We start from the raw sequence: 16,771 nt of genomic DNA on the forward strand, positions 1-16,771 counted from the left end.
ATTATCAATTTAAATTACTAATAAAGTAGATTACATCATTTTTTTTGTGTTAAACTGAAAAAAACGCAAAACGACCCTATTAAGTTTTTTTATTCTTGTAAAAATAATACTTTTGAAAGGTATAGACTACTATAAATGCAAAAGGACAAACAAATATTATCTCATTTAAGCCCAATTGGCTTTGAGACGGCTATTATTATGACAACCCTTTGGGGTTACTAGTCTATATATCTACAAATCCATCGTATTCTTACAAAAAATCAACCTAAATACTTTTAAATAACCACAGATGAACGTTTTAAAATTTGGAGGGACTTCAGTAGGTTCAGCAAAAAATATAAATAATGTCATTTCAATATTAGAAAATTACTCAAAAACCGACAAGGTTATTTGTGTTGTTTCTGCCGTTGGAGGTATTACAGACAAGTTGTTAAATGCAGGAGCATTAGCACAACAAAAAAACAAAGATTACAAGATACAATTTGATACAATTTCTGCGATTCATCATTCAATTTTAACCGAGCTTATTCCTTCTAAAAATGAGACAATTACTGAGCATTTGGAAAGTAAGCTACAGGAATTAAAAAGCTTGCTAGATGGTATCTTTCTCATCAATGAAATATCTCCTAAAACCTCTGATAAACTAGTCAGTTTTGGAGAGTTATTATCCTCTTTTATGATTGCTGAAACAATGAAAAAAAGAGGTTTGGATTGTCTTAGAAAAAACAGTCAAGAACTCATTATAACGGACTCAAATTTCACTAAAGCAGAAGTCATATTTGAGCAAACCAACACTAAAATATTGCAATACTTCTCCAATGCCAAACAACAAATTACGATTCTACCTGGATTTATATCTACATCTGAATCTGGAGAAATCACAACTTTGGGGCGTGGAGGTTCTGATTTCACAGCAGCTATTGTTGCTTCTGCCCTAAAGGTAAATCAACTTGAAATTTGGACGGATGTTAGCGGTATGTTTACAGCAAATCCAAAATTAGTAAAACAGGCCATTCCTATTAAAAAATTAACTTACCAAGAAGCGATGGAATTATCGCATTTTGGAGCTAAAGTTTTATATGCCCCAACGGTACAGCCTGTACTAGATGCAGAGATTCCTATACTTATAAAAAATACCTTAAAACCAAATGATAAAGGCACTCTCATCTCAAAGTCCAAAGCACAAAATGGATTAACCGTTAAAGGAATTAGTCATATTAGTGACATCTCTTTAATTACTTTACAAGGAAGTGGAATGGTAGGTATTCCTGGGTTCTCAAAACGCCTGTTTGAAACACTAGCTAATGAAAAAATTAATATCATTTTAATTACTCAAGCTTCATCAGAGCATTCAATCTGTTTAGGTATTAACCAAAAAGATGTACCTGCAGCAAAAGCAGCCATAGATAACTCGTTTGAATATGAAATATCACTTCATAAAATTGATCCTATCCTTGTTGAAAATGACCTTTCGATAGTTGCTCTAGTAGGAGATAATATGAAAAACCATCAAGGTACTAGTGGCAAAATGTTTAGGAGTTTAGGAAAGAACAATATTAACATTAGAGCCATTGCTCAAGGTGCTTCAGAACGAAACATATCTGCAGTTATTGCCAATAAAGACGTTAAGAAAGCACTCAACACCTTGCATGAACGCTTTTTTGAAGTTGAAACGAAGCAACTAAATGTTTTTATTACTGGAATAGGCAATGTTGGTGAAAAACTCATTGACCAAATTCAGCAACAACATTCCTTTTTAATGGAAAAATTAAAACTTAATGTAAGAATTGTTGGAATGGCTAATTCTCGTAAAATGATTTTTAATGAAAATGGAATTGATTTAGAGAATTGGGCATCACAATTTCACTATGCTGATAAATCAAGTTTAAGGGGCTTTTATGATAAGGTAATTGCTCTTAATTTAAGGAATAGCATCTTTGTAGATATTACGGCGAATGAAGAAGTAGCTAATATTTATGACGATTATTTAAGACAGAGTATCGCAGTTGTTGCTTGTAATAAAATAGCATGTGCTAGTGCTTATGATAGTTATAAAAATTTAAAGAGACTCTCATTAAAATACAATGCTCCGTTTTTGTTTGAAACTAATGTTGGAGCAGGTTTACCAGTCATCAACACATTAAACAACTTAGTTGCTTCTGGTGATAAAGTAATAAGTATTGAAGCTGTTTTATCTGGAAGTTTAAATTTTGTTTTTAATAATTTTAGTGACAAGAACAACTTTCATGATACAGTAAAACAAGCCCAATTTGAAGGTTATACTGAACCCGATCCAAGAATAGATTTAAGTGGTATTGATGTTGCTAGGAAAATGCTAATTTTAGCTAGAGAAAATGGCATGGCAATGGAAATTGAAGATATTGAAAACAATACGTTTTTAACAAAAAACAATCTAGAAAGTGACTCTGTAGATGATTTTTATGACAGTTTAATAGCAGATGAAAATCATTTCCAAAAACTTTACGCTTCAGCAAAACAAAAAGCCTGTCAGCTCAAGTATGTAGCCGAGTTCAAAAAAGGAAAAGCTCGCGTTGGTTTAAAAGAAATACCAGAAGGTCATCCATTTTATAATTTAAAAGGTAAAGATAATATAGTTATGTTTCATACAGAACGATATCCAGAGCAACCTCTTATTATTAAAGGAGCTGGAGCTGGAGCTGATGTCACAGCTTCTGGACTATTTGCTGACATTATTAGAATAGGAAACAACTAAATGAAAGAAATTAAAATATTCTCACCAGCAACCGTAGCAAATGTTGCTTGCGGATTTGACGTACTAGGCTTTTGCTTAGACAGTATTGGAGATGAGATGATTATAAAAAAAACGGATAAAAAAGGCATTCACATCACCAAAATAGAAGGGTATGATTTACCTTTCGATGCTCAAAAAAATGTCGCTGGTGTTTCAGCTTTAGCTATGCTGGAAGACGCACAACCAGATTGTGGTTTTGAAATTGAAATTTACAAAAACATCAAACCTGGAAGTGGTATTGGAAGTAGTTCGGCAAGTGCAGTTGGTAGTGTTTTTGGGATGAATGAATTACTAGGTAAACCATATGACAAAACACAGCTAACATATTTCGCAATGAAAGGTGAAGCCTTGGCCAGCCAAAGTGAACATGCTGACAATATAGCTCCTGCAATTTTTGGTGGATTTACTTTGGTCAAATCTGTAACTCCATTGAAAATTTTACAATTACCAACTCCTAGCAACTTATTTGCTGTTATTATTCATCCACAAATTGAAATTAAAACATCTGAAGCACGCGCCATATTACCAAAACACATAGCTCTTAATGATGCCATTACACAATGGTCTAATGTAGGAAGTTTAGTTCATGCTTTGCATACAAGTGATTATGAATTAATCAGCAAATCTTTAATTGATGTTGTTGTAGAGCCGCATCGAAGTCAGCTAATTCCACAATTTGAAACGGTGAGGCAAAATGTCATACAACATGGTGCTTTAGGTTGTGGAATTTCAGGATCTGGGCCTTCAATCTTCAGTTTATGTCACGGAAAAGAAAATGCTCAAAATGTAGCCCAAACCATCAAATATATATATTCAAAAACAGATATTCCATTCGAAATTTACATTTCAGAAATCAATACAAAGGGCATTAAAATACTATAAATGAATTATTACAGTTTAAATAGAAAAGCACCAAATACAACTTTTGCAAATGCAGTTATTAAAGGACTTGCACCAGACAAAGGTTTATATTTTCCAGAATATATTAAACCATTATCAAAATCTTTTTTTGAAACTATTGATGATAAGTCATATACCGAAATTGCCTATGAGTCAATTAAACAATTTGTAGGAAATGAAATCCCAGAAGATATATTAAAAGATATTTTGGAAGACACCTTATCCTTTGATTTTCCTGTTGTTAAATTGAATGATCAAATTTCGACTCTAGAGCTATTTCATGGACCAACTATGGCTTTTAAAGATGTTGGTGCGAGATTTATGGCAAGATGCTTAGGCTATTTTAATCAGAATAATGACAGAGATGTAACTGTTTTAGTTGCGACATCTGGAGATACAGGTGGAGCTGTTGCTAATGGGTTTCTTGGAGTAAAAGGGGTTAAGGTTGTGATTTTATACCCTTCAGGAAAGGTGAGTGATATTCAGGAAAAACAACTCACCACCTTAGGGAAAAACATTACAGCTTTGGAAGTTGATGGTGTTTTTGACGATTGTCAAGATATGGTAAAAAAAGCTTTTCTTGATGAGTCTATTACAAGTAAAATGCAACTCACATCTGCCAACTCGATTAATGTCGCACGATGGTTGCCACAACTCTTCTATTTTATATTTGCTTACAAGCAATTGCACAACCAATATAAAGACATAGTATTTTCGATCCCTAGTGGTAACTTCGGAAATATCTGCGCAGGAATGATGGCTCAACAATTAGGTTTACCAGTAAAACATTTTATAGCCTCTAATAATGCAAATAATGTAGTAACAGAGTATTTAAAAACCGAACGCTATAACCCAAAACCTTCTGTACAAACTATTAGTAACGCGATGGATGTTGGGAACCCAAGTAATTTTATTCGCATACAAGAAATTTACAAGAACAACTTTGATAAATTAAAACACAACTTGTCATCATTTTCATATACCGATGAGGAGACTAAAGCTGCTCTATCAGAAATTTATAAGGCGTATAACTATATTGCAGACCCTCATGGTGCCGTTGGTTATTTAGGCTGTAAAGATTATCTAAAAACTAACGAAAATGCGCACTGTGTCTTTTTAGAAACAGCACATCCAACCAAATTTTTAGATGTTGTTGAAGAGGTTATTGGTACTACGGTCGATTTACCTACTCAAATTAAAGCGGTTATGCATAAGAATAAAGTAGCGACTCAAATTTCAAGTTATGAAGACTTAAAGTCATTTTTATTACACAGTTCTAATAATTAATCCAATTTCGGTAATTTAAGTCTATTTAATACACTTTGTTTTGCCATTAATTTTTCAATCTCTTGAACTGTTCTTGGTGCTTCCTCAGAAAGATTTATGGGACCACTTTCAGTAATCAAGATATCATCTTCAATTCTAACAGCTATACCATACCATTTTGGATCACAAGCACTTCCTTCTGGAATGTAAATACCAGGCTCTACTGTAATAACCATATTAGCCTGCAAAGGTCCTCTTGTATTTGGATCGTGAACATCTAATCCTAAATGGTGTGAAGTCCCATGCGGGAAATATTGTCTTGCATCTTTAATATTTTTTGCAATACCTAAGTCTATCAACCCTTTATACACCACTTGCCTTGCTGCACTATCTGCTGATCGTGTTGTATTACCAATAACAGCAGCCATAATACCTGCTTCTTGAGCCTTATATACAATATCATAAATTAATTTTTGTTCGGTATTAAATGTACCATTTGCAGGAATTGTTCGGGTTACATCTGCCGTATACCCATGGTATTCTGCTCCTAGATCCATAAGCACTAAATCATTTTCTACCTTCATTTTATTGTTATCTATATAATGTAAAACACAACCATTATTTCCAGCTCCAACGATACTAGGATAACCTTCATATTCACTTCCATAAATTTTATAAACGTATTCATGAATGCCTTGAATTTCTGTTTCAGACATACCAGGATGCATAGCCTTCATCACTTCACGCTGGCCCATTGCAGAAATTCGCACAGCCTTCTTTAATAACACCAATTCTTCAGTAGTTTTGACCTCTCGTAACTCTGCCATTATTCTTGGCATAATTGTAACATCTCTTTGAACCGTTTGACTTACAATATTAGATTCTAAATCAATTTCAATATCATCAGTCTTATTTTGAATTGCAAAATCATCAACAAGTTTTATCTGCTTTTTAAATGATTGAATCAAATCATACAGATCTGCTTTATTTTTTGTATCTCTATAATCATCTTTAAAATCTGTATATATCACTTTATCATAAGCAGTGAAATCTATATTTGAGTTTAAAAATTCTATACCATTATCTACTTGTTCAAATCCCAAATCTTCCTGTACACCCTGAACCCCTAATCGTCTACCAGTCCATTGCTCTTCGCTAGCATTTCGTTGTTGAACAAAGATTTTTTCGTTGTAACTATCACCTTCTGAGTTTGTTTGCATTTCAGAAAAAATAACCAAAACCGAATGTGGCTCTTTGTAACCAGTTAGGTAATAAAAATTAGGATCTTGGTGATAAACATACTCTACATCATTTGCACGATTTCTGACTGGATTTGCAAAAAACACAGCAACACTATTATCAGGCATCTTTTTGCGAAATGACGCTCTTCGTTCTTTATGAAATTCTTTGCTTAGAAAATCTTCAGGAGTTCCATTTTGACCAAAACTAACATTAAAAAAAACAGTGGAGAAAACTATAGTAAGTAGTACTTTCATGCTTTTATTTTTTTATCGAAAATAATAATTAATCTATATTTCAGAGAACACAAAATATCATATTAACATTTTTTTCATCTATTTATCAATGATATCTATCTAGCAAAATAATTATTTTGATACTTTTGCGTTAGCAATTTTGAATCTAGATTTCTAATTAATTTCAATTAAATAATTACCTATGAAGAATACTGCTTTAACCGCAACTCATGAGGCTCTTGGTGCTAAAATGGTACCATTTGCAGGATATAATATGCCTGTTCAATATGACGGAGTAAACATCGAACATGAAGCCGTAAGAACTGGCGTAGGTGTCTTTGATGTTTCGCATATGGGCGAATTTTTAATTGAAGGTCCACACGCATTAGACTTAATCCAAAAAGCGTGTAGTAATGATGCCTCTAAATTAACTATTGGAAAAGCGCAATACAGCTGTTTACCAAATGATGATGGAGGTATTGTTGATGATCTTATTGTTTACAAAGTAAAAGAAGACACATATTTATTGGTTGTTAATGCTAGTAATATTGAAAAAGACTGGAACTGGATTAGTTCAAAAAATGATGTTGGTGCCGAAATGCGTGATTTGAGCGAAGAGTATTCATTGTTAGCTATTCAAGGTCCTAAAGCGGTAGAAGCTATGCAAAGTTTATCGAGTCATGACCTATCGGAAATTAAATTTTACAACTTTATTGTTGGTGATTTTGCAGGCATAGATCATGTGATTATTTCAGCTACAGGATATACAGGAAGTGGCGGGTTTGAAATTTATTGTAAAAATGCTGAAGTCAAACAAATTTGGGACAAAGTAGTTGACGCTGGTGCTAAACCTATTGGATTAGCTGCACGTGACACCTTACGTTTGGAAATGGGTTATTGCCTCTACGGAAATGATATTGATGACACAACATCACCAATCGAAGCTGGTTTAGGCTGGATTACAAAATTCTCAAAAAAGTTTACAAATTCTGAAGCCTTAGAAGACGAAAAGCGTCGTGGACCAGAACGTAAACTCGTTGCTTTTGAGTTAGATGAACGTGGTATTCCTCGTCAAGGTTATGACATTGTAGATTCTAGCGGAAGAACCATTGGAAATGTAACTTCAGGAACAATGTCTCCAAGTTTAGGTAAAGGTATTGGCTTGGGATATGTGCCAACAATTTTTACTGAAGCTGGTAGTAAAATCAATATACAAATTCGTAAAAATGCCGTACCCGCTACAGTCGTTAAATTACCATTTTACAAAGGGTAATTATTTATCAGTATTGATGAAGAATGAAGGAGAACGAAAGCAAACATAGAATTTTAGTTCTTGGTGCAAGTGGTTTTATTGGGAATGCCATCTACAAAGAACTATGTACTTATTTCAAAACTTTTGGCACCTATCGTGTTCCAAAAAAAATCTATGAAGACAATCATCATTTTTTTCAATATAATGTTGAAGAAGACGACGTCTATGAAGTTCTCAATGCAACAAGACCGACAATTATTATTTCGAGCCTACGTGGTGATTTTAGAGCTCAAACTATTGCTCATCAACATATCTCAGAATATGTATTAGACCACAAGTGTAAACTTATTTTCTTATCCTCAGCTAATGTATTTGATGCTTATAGTAAATATCCTAGTTATGAGCTCGATAAAACCTTAAGTGGCAGTATCTATGGTCATTTCAAAATTAAGATCGAAAATATGTTACTCCGTCTTCCGAAGAAAAAAGTAACCATCGTTCGCTTACCTATGGTGTTGGGATCACAATCTCCCAGACTAAAAGAAATAAAACAACACTTACAAGATAAAACTGCTATAGAAATCTTTCCAAATATCATTATGAATGTCACTACCGACTCCAAAGTGACACAACAAATTCATTATATTATAAACCGAAATAAACATGGAATTTTCCATTTAGGGAGTATAGATTTGGTGCATCATGATGAATACATTAAAGATATCATTGGGCAAATTTCATCCAAAAACGGAGTCACTTACAAACATGTTTATACCACAAATGAAGATCGCTATTTAGCAGTACTACCGAAATATAATAAACTTCCAAAACATTTAGAAATTACTAGCAAGGAGGTATTGAAAGAGCTATCTAAATAGTAATTTTTGGCATCTTGTAGTAAAAACCAATCGCTTTATCTTTTTTTATAGTTTCAAACTACGATAACTATTATTTTACAACAAATTACCGTATTTTTAAATAAAATACCTACATATGAGCCTGATGACTAACGAACATATTGAAAAACGCCTATTACGATTTCCTGATTGGGAATACAGAAACAATAGCTTAAATGCCGAGTTTGAATTTGATAATTTTAAAGATTGTTTTAGTGCAATGAGTAGAATTGCATTCGAATGTGAAGCCCAAAATCATCATCCCAAATGGACTAATGTATACAACGTTCTAAAAATTTCATTATCAACACACAATGTTGATGGTGTTACCGAAAAAGATTTTAAACTTGCCGAAGCTATAGAAGCTATTGTAGAAGTTCAAGATTAATTTCTGGTTCAATTTTTGAATAAATAGTTTAGATACACACCCTTTATGCTTAAATCCATACATACATTTTTATTAACTCTCATGTGTTGCGCCTTCTCTCAAAGTCAGGAACAAAATATGTTTTGTAAGCAATTACAGGCGCTACAAAAGACAGTTACTAAACATCATTATCAACCAAAAGCTGTTAATGATAGTTTATCTAGCCATGTATTTGATTTATTTATTAAAACCTTAGATGAACGCAAACGACTTTTTACTCAAGAAGATCTCAAAACTTTTGAGGTAGATCGCTATAAACTAGATAACTATATTAAAGATGATAGTTGTTCTTTTATTGAAAAATATACGACAACTTTATCACAACGCATTGAAGTATCTAAAACAATTATACGTGATTTAGAACAAGAAAGTTTTGATTATTCTGGGAAAGACACGCTTCGTTTTAAACCTGAATCTACATTCAAGTTTTTTAAAAATCAAGCTGCTGTAAAACGATATTGGAGTAAGAGAATGCGATACAATATTTTGTATACTATGGTTGAAAATGATTCAACAATAGAGCATATTAAACAGAATTTTAAAACACTTGAAACAGAATTAAAACCTAAGCTAATTCAAAAAGAAATCTGCAAACTGGAAGAATTACAAAACCGTTTAGGAAGTCTTGAAAATTTTGTCAAAGAAAGTTTCTTAAACGCTTATTTACATTATCAGGATCCCAATTCATCGTTCTTCAATCCTACGGAAAAGGAAATGTTTGAAAACGCGTTGTCTAATGATCAATATTCATTTGGAATTATAACAGCAAAAAATGACAATGGTGATATTATAATTGCACATATTACTCCAGGAAGTGCCGCCTTTAATGATGGAAACTTTGACGTTAACGATGTTATAAAGTCGCTAACATCTAATACAGATATTCTAGAAACGTACTGTGTATCCAACGATGATGTATTGGCCTTCACAAGTGATCAAAAGCATAACACAGTAACTTTTAAGATTAAAAAGCAAAACGGTGAAATAAAAAATATTACCCTTACAAAAACGATTACCAAAACCGAAGACAACTCGGTTTCTGGCTATGTTATCGATAACACCTCCAAAATAGGTTATATCAATATCACGAGCTTTTATTCAGATTTTGAATCACCTAATGGATTAGGATTAGCCAACGACGTAGCTAAAGAATTATACAAACTTCAAAAAGAAAACATCGAAGGACTTATTTTAGATTTACGATTCAATGGTGGTGGTTCAATGAAAGAAGCTGCTGATCTTTCAGGAATGTTTATCAACAGAGGCCCTTTATCCATTTTAAGATACAATAATGGATCAACATCAACAATGAAAGACCTAAACAGAGGGTCGCTGTTCAATAAACCAATTGTGATTTTAGTTAACAATTACAGTGCTTCTGCATCCGAATTTTTTGCTGCAGCAATGCAAGATTATAATAGAGCCATCGTAGTTGGTGCTACTACACATGGCAAAGCTTCAGCACAAGTTATCCTACCTTTAGATGACAAAAATGAAAGCTTAGGCTTTTCAAAATTAACGGTCGAAAAATTCTATAGAATAACAGGCCAAAGTCACCAATCTCAAGGTGTTATTCCAGACATCAAATTACCAAGCATGTATGATGGCTTTAAAACTCAAGAACAATACGAAGCTTACGCGCTTCAAAATGATTCTATTAGCGGTTTACGGAAATTTCCGAAGCTAAAATCGCTACCAATTAAAATATTGCAAAAAGAAAGTTTAACTCGTATAAGTGACGATATTCCTTTTAAAGCAATTAAAGACCTAAACCAATTAATTATTGACAATTATTTTGACTTGGATTCAGAGTATTTATTAACATTAGACAATGTATATAACGAAATGATAGGTTATAGAAATCAATGGAGAACCATTAACAAACCTATATTATCTCATACTTCAAATTTTGAGGTAAAGAATTCGGCATTTACTAAAGAGGTCGTAAGTTATGATGAAGATCAAAAACTCATTAATGATGCTATTTTAAAAGATATAAAACAAGATATTTATATTGAAGAAGCCCAAGCTATTCTTCAAGACTTACTCAAATTAAATTCCCTAAACTAAAGATGAAAACATTTACATTACAACTTACCATGTTCTTATTTTGCATTGTTGCAACACTAAATGCGCAAAGTTTTGACAACGCTTCTGCCTATCTAGATTTTGTTGGAAAAGAACAACAAGCCGTTACAAAAAGCATGTGGAAATACACAAAAGCGGTAGCGCATAGCAAAAGTGATAGAAGTATCAACGGCAAACGAAAAAACTTGTTAAAAACCGTCGACAAAGCCATTGCAAAAATCACCAAAGCTGAAGGGTTTGATGGAGATGATTATAAAAACAAAGTTTTAAAGCATATGACTTTCAATAGGGATTTGCTCAATCAAGATTATGCTAAAATTATTGATATGAAAGAGGTTGCTGAGCAATCTTATGACTTAATGGAAGCGTATATTTTAGCACAAGAACTAGCTGATCAAAAAATGGAAGAATCTCAACGCGACTATGAAAAAGACTTCTATGAGTTTGCAGCTAAACATAATATTCAAATTATTGAAAGTGACTCAGATCTTGGCAAAAAAATGGCCATTTCGAATGAAGTTTTTGAACACTATAATGATTTGTATTTAACCTATTTTAAGGTATATATCAATGAGGTTTACCTTTTAGATGCTATTCAAGCTAATGACGTTAGTGCTATACAGCAAAACGCCAATGCTTTGAGCACTGCAGCCAAAGAAGGTTTGGAAATATTAAAAACTAAAACCACCTATAAAAAAGATAATTCAATAATTAATGCTACAAAAAAAGCATTCGAATTTTTCATTGAAGAAAGTGAAGTTAAGATTCCACAAATTACCGAGTTTTTAATTCTAAATGAAGATTTTGAAAGCATCAAAAACACGATTGAGCAAACACCAGAACGTAAGCGTACCAAAGAACTCATAGACAATTATAATAAGAAGGTTAAAGTTATTAATAAAGGCGCTAAAAATTACAATAAGGTGAATGCCGAATTAAATACTAAAAGGCAAAATATCATCAATGGTTTAAATAATACGAACTCAAATTTTCTATCGAAACACATCCCAAAAGACTAGTTTTTTACTATTGTCTTTTCGATTTAATTTCGATAATTTTGAAACCAGATTAAACTAATAAAACAGAACGATAATGGGAAGAGCGTTTGAATTTCGCAAAGCTAGAAAAATGAAACGATGGTCGGCAATGAGCAAAGCCTTTACACGTATTGGTAAAGACATTGTGATGGCTGTAAAAGAAGGAGGACCTGATCCCGATTCTAATTCTAGGTTACGTGCTGTAATTCAAAATGCCAAGGCGGTTAATATGCCTAAAGACAATATTGAACGCGCCATTAAACGTGCTTCAGATAAAAGTCAGGGTGACTTTAAAGAGGTTGTATTTGAAGGTTATGCTCCTCATGGTATTGCTGTGCTTGTTGAAACTGCAACAGATAACAATACTAGAACAGTAGCCAATGTTAGAAGTTATTTTAACAAATGTGATGGTAACCTAGGCACATCGGGTTCTGTAGTTTTCATGTTTGATCACACCTGCAATTTTAGAATAAATGCTGACGGACTTGATCCAGAAGACATAGAGCTAGAATTTATTGATTATGGTGCCGAAGAAGTTTTTGCCGATGATGATGGTATCCTTATTTACGCACCATTTGAAAGTTTTGGAGCGATTCAGGCTGAACTAGAATCTAGAGAGATCGAAATCCTATCGTCTGGCTTTGAACGTATTCCTCAGGTTACAAAGAAATTGACTCCTGAACAGACTGCCGATGTTGAAAAATTACTAGAAAAAATTGAAGAGGATGACGACGTACAAAACGTCTATCATACTATGGAAGAGTCTACTGAAGACTAGTGAATATCAATTTATAGTTCAAAAAAACACACAATAAAGCGTTTAAATTATTAATCACCATGTCACTTCGGCTACACTCAGTGACCAATGTTAATAAGCACTCACGAATTTTTGGCTTCTATCCATTTACCCATATACTTTGTACTTTGCAGTGTATGATGCTGTAATAGTTGTCCTATAAAGTTTTTTTGTCGGTGTTTATCCAATTTCTGAGATAAAACAGTCAATCGTTCAGAGAAGCTCTCCTCAAATTTAGATTTACCAAACTGAGTTTGTAATACTTCAAAGCCCAAACTTTGTTGTGTTAACCATTTAGGGTGGTCTTTATATAATGCTACTGCATGATTAATAAATTCCTCAGCCGTATCACAAACAAAATCTTGTTCTATATCCTCAATTATCCCTTCTACTCCAACCGAAGTAGAAACAAAAGGCGTCCCATTTTCCATCGCATCAAATAGTTTTCCTTTTAATCCAGCTCCAAATCTAATGGGAGCCAATAACACTCTAGATTGCTGCATCACTTCGCTTACATCTTCTGCAAACCCTTTAATTAAAAACCCATCTTTCTCATTGTGCAATTGGGTCACTTTTTGAGATGCATAAGCTCCATAATTATGTAATTTAGCATGAGGTAATAGTTGTTTAATAGGCTTCCAAAGTGTTTCTTTTAAATACACTAAAGCATTATAATTAGGTTCATGCAAAAAGTTGCCAATAGTCATAAAATGGTGCCGCTCATCAAATGTAGGAAGCTTACTTTTTTTAGATTCAGAAACAGCATCAATTAAAAAAGGTAAATACAACAACAATGTGTCATCTATCCTAAAAACAGTTTTTAGTAGTTGCATTTCGGTAGTAGAAATAATTAAGCTCAAATCACAACGATAGATACTTGCTATTTCACGCTTAGTTGTATCATTAAATAAGCTATCTTCAGTAACTTTTGAATTGTTTTTATGAGCTTGATGCCTTGCACGTCTTAAAAAATGTAGGTCTTCGGTATCTAAAATTTTGATAGCATTAGGACAATGCTCAGATATTCGCCATCCAAACTGCTCTTCGGTCATAAACCGATCAAAAAGTACTACATCTGGTTTCAATTTTAGGACAAAATCATCAAAACTCGAATGGTTAAGTTGAATCGTTACTTTATCAACTCCAATTTCTGACAAGTCAAACGCATTCTCACTTTTAGCACAAGCGCTTGCAAATATAATCTGATAATCTAGAGATTTAAAAAAGTAAATGAGTTGCATCATCCGGCTTCCTGCAGCAGAACTTTTAGGTTCTGGCCATACAAAGCCTATAATGAGCAATGATTTTGTCATAACACTATTGCTCTTCAGAATCGAACATATATCTAAATCTGACTCTATCTGCCCAATCTTTAATTGCTTTGATTTGAGCATCACTTAGTTTAGCATCAGCATGCGTATATGTATACGAAGGCAAAGGCATTTTCTTTTCAGTCACTTCCTCTACAAGTTCATCAAATTTATGCTTCCGTTTCTTTTTATCATAGGTATCCCAAGCCGACACATTAAAATGTCCTTTTCCGTGTTCTATATGATCTGCCAACCAATAATTAACAGGTGTAATACTGTTATACCAAGGATATCTTGTCACATCACTATGGCAATCAAAACAGGTGTTTTTTAAGATATCATGAACATCAGCTGGTGGCTGCGTATCTGCTATAAAAGCATCTATTGAAGCCATATCACCTTGGTTTTTATCTGGTCTAAAAAACTGCATAATGATAAACACAATTAATAAAGCGACAAGTATCTTTTTTAGAATTTTCATCTGTTAATTTTTATGTAATTTAGAAACTCTAAAATAAGAAAATAGAAGTGACTACAAAAGAACTTTATGAAGAATTAAGCTATGTAAATCATTCACGAGAGAAACGATTACATTATGCTAATTTAGTGATTGACAATCCTGATTTAATTCCAGAACTTCTAGACATTTTATTCATGGTTAATGACAAAATATCTTGTCGAGCAGCTTGGGTTTTTGAATTTATGTGTAGTGAACAACTTGAAGCTTCTATACCCTATTTGGATCAATTTACCTCCAACATGCACAAAGTGCATTTAGATTCTGCAGTTCGTCCAGTAGCAAAAGTTTGCGAATATTTAATTAAAGCTTATTATTCTAAAGTGAATAATAACATCAAAACGTCTCTTCTTCCACAGCATAAAGAACGTATAGTAGAAGCCTGTTTTGATTGGATGATTAATGACGAAAAAATAGCTCCAAAAGCTTACGCAATGAATGCACTGTTCCTCTTAGGTCAAGATTATGATTGGATTCATCCAGAATTGATCATGATTTTAGAACGTGACTATCAAATGCAAAGCTCAGGTTTTAAAGCTAGAGCCAGACATATTTTAAAAAAACTCAAAAAATAACTGAGCTTATAAATTGCTTAATATAAGCTAATATCGCATTAAAATCTTCAATATCTAGCTTCCTACTTCACATGAAATAAACTATCTTTGCAGCTTCAAAACACACAACCAATGTCAATATCATCTCTCAATGCTATCTCTCCAATAGATGGACGATACAGAAATAAAGTTAGTAACCTTGCACCTTATTTTTCGGAAGAAGCCCTCATAAAATATCGTGTTTTAGTAGAAATTGAATATTTCATCGCATTGTGCGAAGCTAAACTACCTCAACTTTCCGATATTGACACATCAGTTTTTAATGATTTAAGAGCTATTTACTCCTCATTTTCTTCGGAAAATGCACAAGCTATTAAAGATATTGAAGCTATAACCAACCACGATGTAAAAGCGGTTGAGTATTTTATAAAAGAACAGTTTGACAAACTTGGCTTAAGTGCCTATAAAGAATTTATCCACTTTGGATTGACGTCTCAAGATATCAACAACACAGCGATTCCTTTAAGCATTAAAGATGCTATGAATGATGTGTATGTGCCTGCATATTTTGAAGTGCTTAAAAAACTCAAATCATTGGCCGAAGAATGGACCAATATCCCAATGCTAGCAAGAACGCATGGACAACCTGCTTCTCCAACGCGTTTAGGAAAAGAAATACAAGTATTTGTAACCCGATTGGAAGAGCAGTTTAATTTATTAAACGATGTGCCAAGTGCTGCAAAATTTGGAGGAGCGACAGGCAATTTTAATGCTCACAAAGTAGCTTATCCAAATGTAGATTGGAAAGCTTTTGGAACGGCATTTGTTCAAGAAAAATTGGGCTTACAACATTCATTCCCTACCACTCAAATTGAGCATTATGATCATATGGCTGCCTTGTTTGATGCTTTAAAACGTATCAACACCATCATAATAGATTTGGATCGCGATATCTGGACCTATGTGTCTATGGAGTATTTCAAACAAAAAATAAAAAAAGGTGAAGTTGGTAGTAGTGCTATGCCACATAAAGTAAATCCAATTGATTTTGAAAACTCAGAGGGTAACTTAGGCATCGCTAATGCAATTTTTGAACATCTTGCAGCTAAGCTTCCAATTTCTAGACTACAACGTGATTTAACAGATAGTACAGTATTAAGAAATGTTGGAGTTCCGTTTGGGCATACCTTGATTGGGTTTAAATCCACATTAAAAGGATTGAATAAATTATTACTCAATGAGTCAAAGTTCGCTGAAGACTTGGAAAACAATTGGGCTGTTGTTGCAGAAGCCATTCAAACCATTCTTAGACGCGAAGCTTACCCAAATCCGTATGAGGCTTTAAAAGGCTTAACTAGAACTAATGAAACAATCAACGAAGGTTCTATTTCAGATTTTATTGATACCTTAGACGTTTCTGAAGCAATTAAAGCAGAATTAAAAGCCATTAATCCAAGTAATTATACAGGAATATAAAACA

Annotated in this window: 14 protein-coding genes; 11 read left to right on the forward strand and 3 right to left on the reverse strand. The window is 33.2% G+C overall.

The genetic code is table 11. From position 1 onward, the window contains the following. The first annotated feature begins 289 nt into the window (after window positions 1-289). The 3 genes from thrA to thrC are packed head-to-tail and all read left to right on the forward strand — an operon-like array spanning window position 290 to window position 4,960. Entirely contained in the window at window positions 290-2,734 is a 2,445-nt protein-coding gene (gene thrA / locus ACTU6T_RS01775) for a bifunctional aspartate kinase/homoserine dehydrogenase I (RefSeq protein ID WP_460219546.1), read from the forward strand. After that, on the forward strand, window positions 2,735-3,655 hold the full coding sequence (locus tag ACTU6T_RS01780) for a homoserine kinase (RefSeq protein WP_460219547.1): 921 nt from the start codon (window positions 2,735-2,737) through the stop codon (window positions 3,653-3,655). It begins immediately after the preceding gene. Further along, window positions 3,656-4,960, forward strand: coding sequence for a threonine synthase (gene thrC, locus ACTU6T_RS01785; RefSeq protein WP_460219548.1), 1,305 nt, complete (start codon window positions 3,656-3,658; stop codon window positions 4,958-4,960). Here the strand turns inward: thrC and ACTU6T_RS01790 are convergent. Continuing rightward, a complete protein-coding gene (locus ACTU6T_RS01790; protein ID WP_460219549.1) occupies window positions 4,957-6,435 on the reverse strand; it encodes an aminopeptidase P N-terminal domain-containing protein in 1,479 nt (492 codons plus the stop codon). The two genes, thrC and ACTU6T_RS01790, sit on opposite strands and share 4 nt — an antisense overlap. A gap of 181 nt (window positions 6,436-6,616) precedes the next feature. Here ACTU6T_RS01790 and gcvT point away from each other — a divergent pair, with 181 nt between their 5' ends. The 6 genes from gcvT to ACTU6T_RS01820 all read left to right on the forward strand — a co-directional run bounded on the left by gcvT (window position 6,617) and on the right by ACTU6T_RS01820 (window position 12,892). After that, window positions 6,617-7,687, forward strand: a complete 1,071-nt coding sequence (gene gcvT, locus ACTU6T_RS01795; RefSeq protein ID WP_460219550.1) for a glycine cleavage system aminomethyltransferase GcvT — start codon at window positions 6,617-6,619, stop codon at window positions 7,685-7,687. 23 nt (window positions 7,688-7,710) lie between these two features. Continuing rightward, window positions 7,711-8,544: a sugar nucleotide-binding protein gene (locus ACTU6T_RS01800; RefSeq protein ID WP_460219551.1), complete on the forward strand. Its 834-nt coding sequence runs from the start codon at window positions 7,711-7,713 to the stop codon at window positions 8,542-8,544. Window positions 8,545-8,659: 115 nt separating this feature from the next. Beyond that, entirely contained in the window at window positions 8,660-8,950 is a 291-nt protein-coding gene (locus ACTU6T_RS01805) for a 4a-hydroxytetrahydrobiopterin dehydratase (protein WP_460219552.1), read from the forward strand. Window positions 8,951-9,067: 117 nt separating this feature from the next. Further along, window positions 9,068-11,059 carry a S41 family peptidase gene (locus tag ACTU6T_RS01810; RefSeq protein ID WP_460219553.1) on the forward strand — a complete coding sequence of 664 codons (1,992 nt, stop codon included), beginning with the start codon at window positions 9,068-9,070 and terminating at the stop codon, window positions 11,057-11,059. 2 nt (window positions 11,060-11,061) lie between these two features. Further along, on the forward strand, window positions 11,062-12,096 hold the full coding sequence (locus ACTU6T_RS01815) for a hypothetical protein (RefSeq protein ID WP_460219554.1): 1,035 nt from the start codon (window positions 11,062-11,064) through the stop codon (window positions 12,094-12,096). A gap of 73 nt (window positions 12,097-12,169) precedes the next feature. Beyond that, on the forward strand, window positions 12,170-12,892 hold the full coding sequence (locus ACTU6T_RS01820; protein WP_460219555.1) for a YebC/PmpR family DNA-binding transcriptional regulator: 723 nt from the start codon (window positions 12,170-12,172) through the stop codon (window positions 12,890-12,892). 101 nt (window positions 12,893-12,993) lie between these two features. Here the strand turns inward: ACTU6T_RS01820 and ACTU6T_RS01825 are convergent, their stop codons facing one another. Beyond that, on the reverse strand, window positions 12,994-14,223 hold the full coding sequence (locus ACTU6T_RS01825) for a glycosyltransferase (RefSeq protein ID WP_460219556.1): 1,230 nt from the start codon (window positions 14,221-14,223) through the stop codon (window positions 12,994-12,996). Between the two features lie 4 nt (window positions 14,224-14,227). Then, complete coding sequence (locus tag ACTU6T_RS01830) at window positions 14,228-14,701, reverse strand: heme-binding domain-containing protein (protein WP_460219557.1); 474 nt, start codon at window positions 14,699-14,701, stop codon at window positions 14,228-14,230. 47 nt (window positions 14,702-14,748) lie between these two features. Here ACTU6T_RS01830 and ACTU6T_RS01835 point away from each other — a divergent pair, with 47 nt between their 5' ends. Together ACTU6T_RS01835 and purB are read left to right on the forward strand one after the other, a co-directional pair. Beyond that, entirely contained in the window at window positions 14,749-15,312 is a 564-nt protein-coding gene (locus ACTU6T_RS01835; RefSeq protein ID WP_460219558.1) for an adenylosuccinate lyase, read from the forward strand. A 111-nt stretch (window positions 15,313-15,423) separates the two neighbouring features. Continuing rightward, on the forward strand, window positions 15,424-16,767 hold the full coding sequence (gene purB, locus ACTU6T_RS01840; RefSeq protein WP_460219559.1) for an adenylosuccinate lyase: 1,344 nt from the start codon (window positions 15,424-15,426) through the stop codon (window positions 16,765-16,767). Window positions 16,768-16,771: the final 4 nt, after the last annotated feature.

It is taken from the genome of Psychroserpens citreus, assembly GCF_055686305.1.

What these genes read in the sequence shown, in the direction of transcription:
- thrA (WP_460219546.1), top strand. Translation starts at nt 290, where the DNA reads ATGAACGTTTTAAAATTTGGAGGGACTTCAGTAGGTTCAGCAAAAAAT.
- ACTU6T_RS01780 (WP_460219547.1), top strand. Translation starts at nt 2,735, where the DNA reads ATGAAAGAAATTAAAATATTCTCACCAGCAACCGTAGCAAATGTTGCT.
- thrC (WP_460219548.1), top strand. Translation starts at nt 3,656, where the DNA reads ATGAATTATTACAGTTTAAATAGAAAAGCACCAAATACAACTTTTGCA.
- ACTU6T_RS01790 (WP_460219549.1), bottom strand. Translation starts at nt 6,435, where the DNA reads ATGAAAGTACTACTTACTATAGTTTTCTCCACTGTTTTTTTTAATGTT.
- gcvT (WP_460219550.1), top strand. Translation starts at nt 6,617, where the DNA reads ATGAAGAATACTGCTTTAACCGCAACTCATGAGGCTCTTGGTGCTAAA.
- ACTU6T_RS01800 (WP_460219551.1), top strand. Translation starts at nt 7,711, where the DNA reads ATGAAGGAGAACGAAAGCAAACATAGAATTTTAGTTCTTGGTGCAAGT.
- ACTU6T_RS01805 (WP_460219552.1), top strand. Translation starts at nt 8,660, where the DNA reads ATGAGCCTGATGACTAACGAACATATTGAAAAACGCCTATTACGATTT.
- ACTU6T_RS01810 (WP_460219553.1), top strand. Translation starts at nt 9,068, where the DNA reads ATGTTTTGTAAGCAATTACAGGCGCTACAAAAGACAGTTACTAAACAT.
- ACTU6T_RS01815 (WP_460219554.1), top strand. Translation starts at nt 11,062, where the DNA reads ATGAAAACATTTACATTACAACTTACCATGTTCTTATTTTGCATTGTT.
- ACTU6T_RS01820 (WP_460219555.1), top strand. Translation starts at nt 12,170, where the DNA reads ATGGGAAGAGCGTTTGAATTTCGCAAAGCTAGAAAAATGAAACGATGG.
- ACTU6T_RS01825 (WP_460219556.1), bottom strand. Translation starts at nt 14,223, where the DNA reads ATGACAAAATCATTGCTCATTATAGGCTTTGTATGGCCAGAACCTAAA.
- ACTU6T_RS01830 (WP_460219557.1), bottom strand. Translation starts at nt 14,701, where the DNA reads ATGAAAATTCTAAAAAAGATACTTGTCGCTTTATTAATTGTGTTTATC.
- purB (WP_460219559.1), top strand. Translation starts at nt 15,424, where the DNA reads ATGTCAATATCATCTCTCAATGCTATCTCTCCAATAGATGGACGATAC.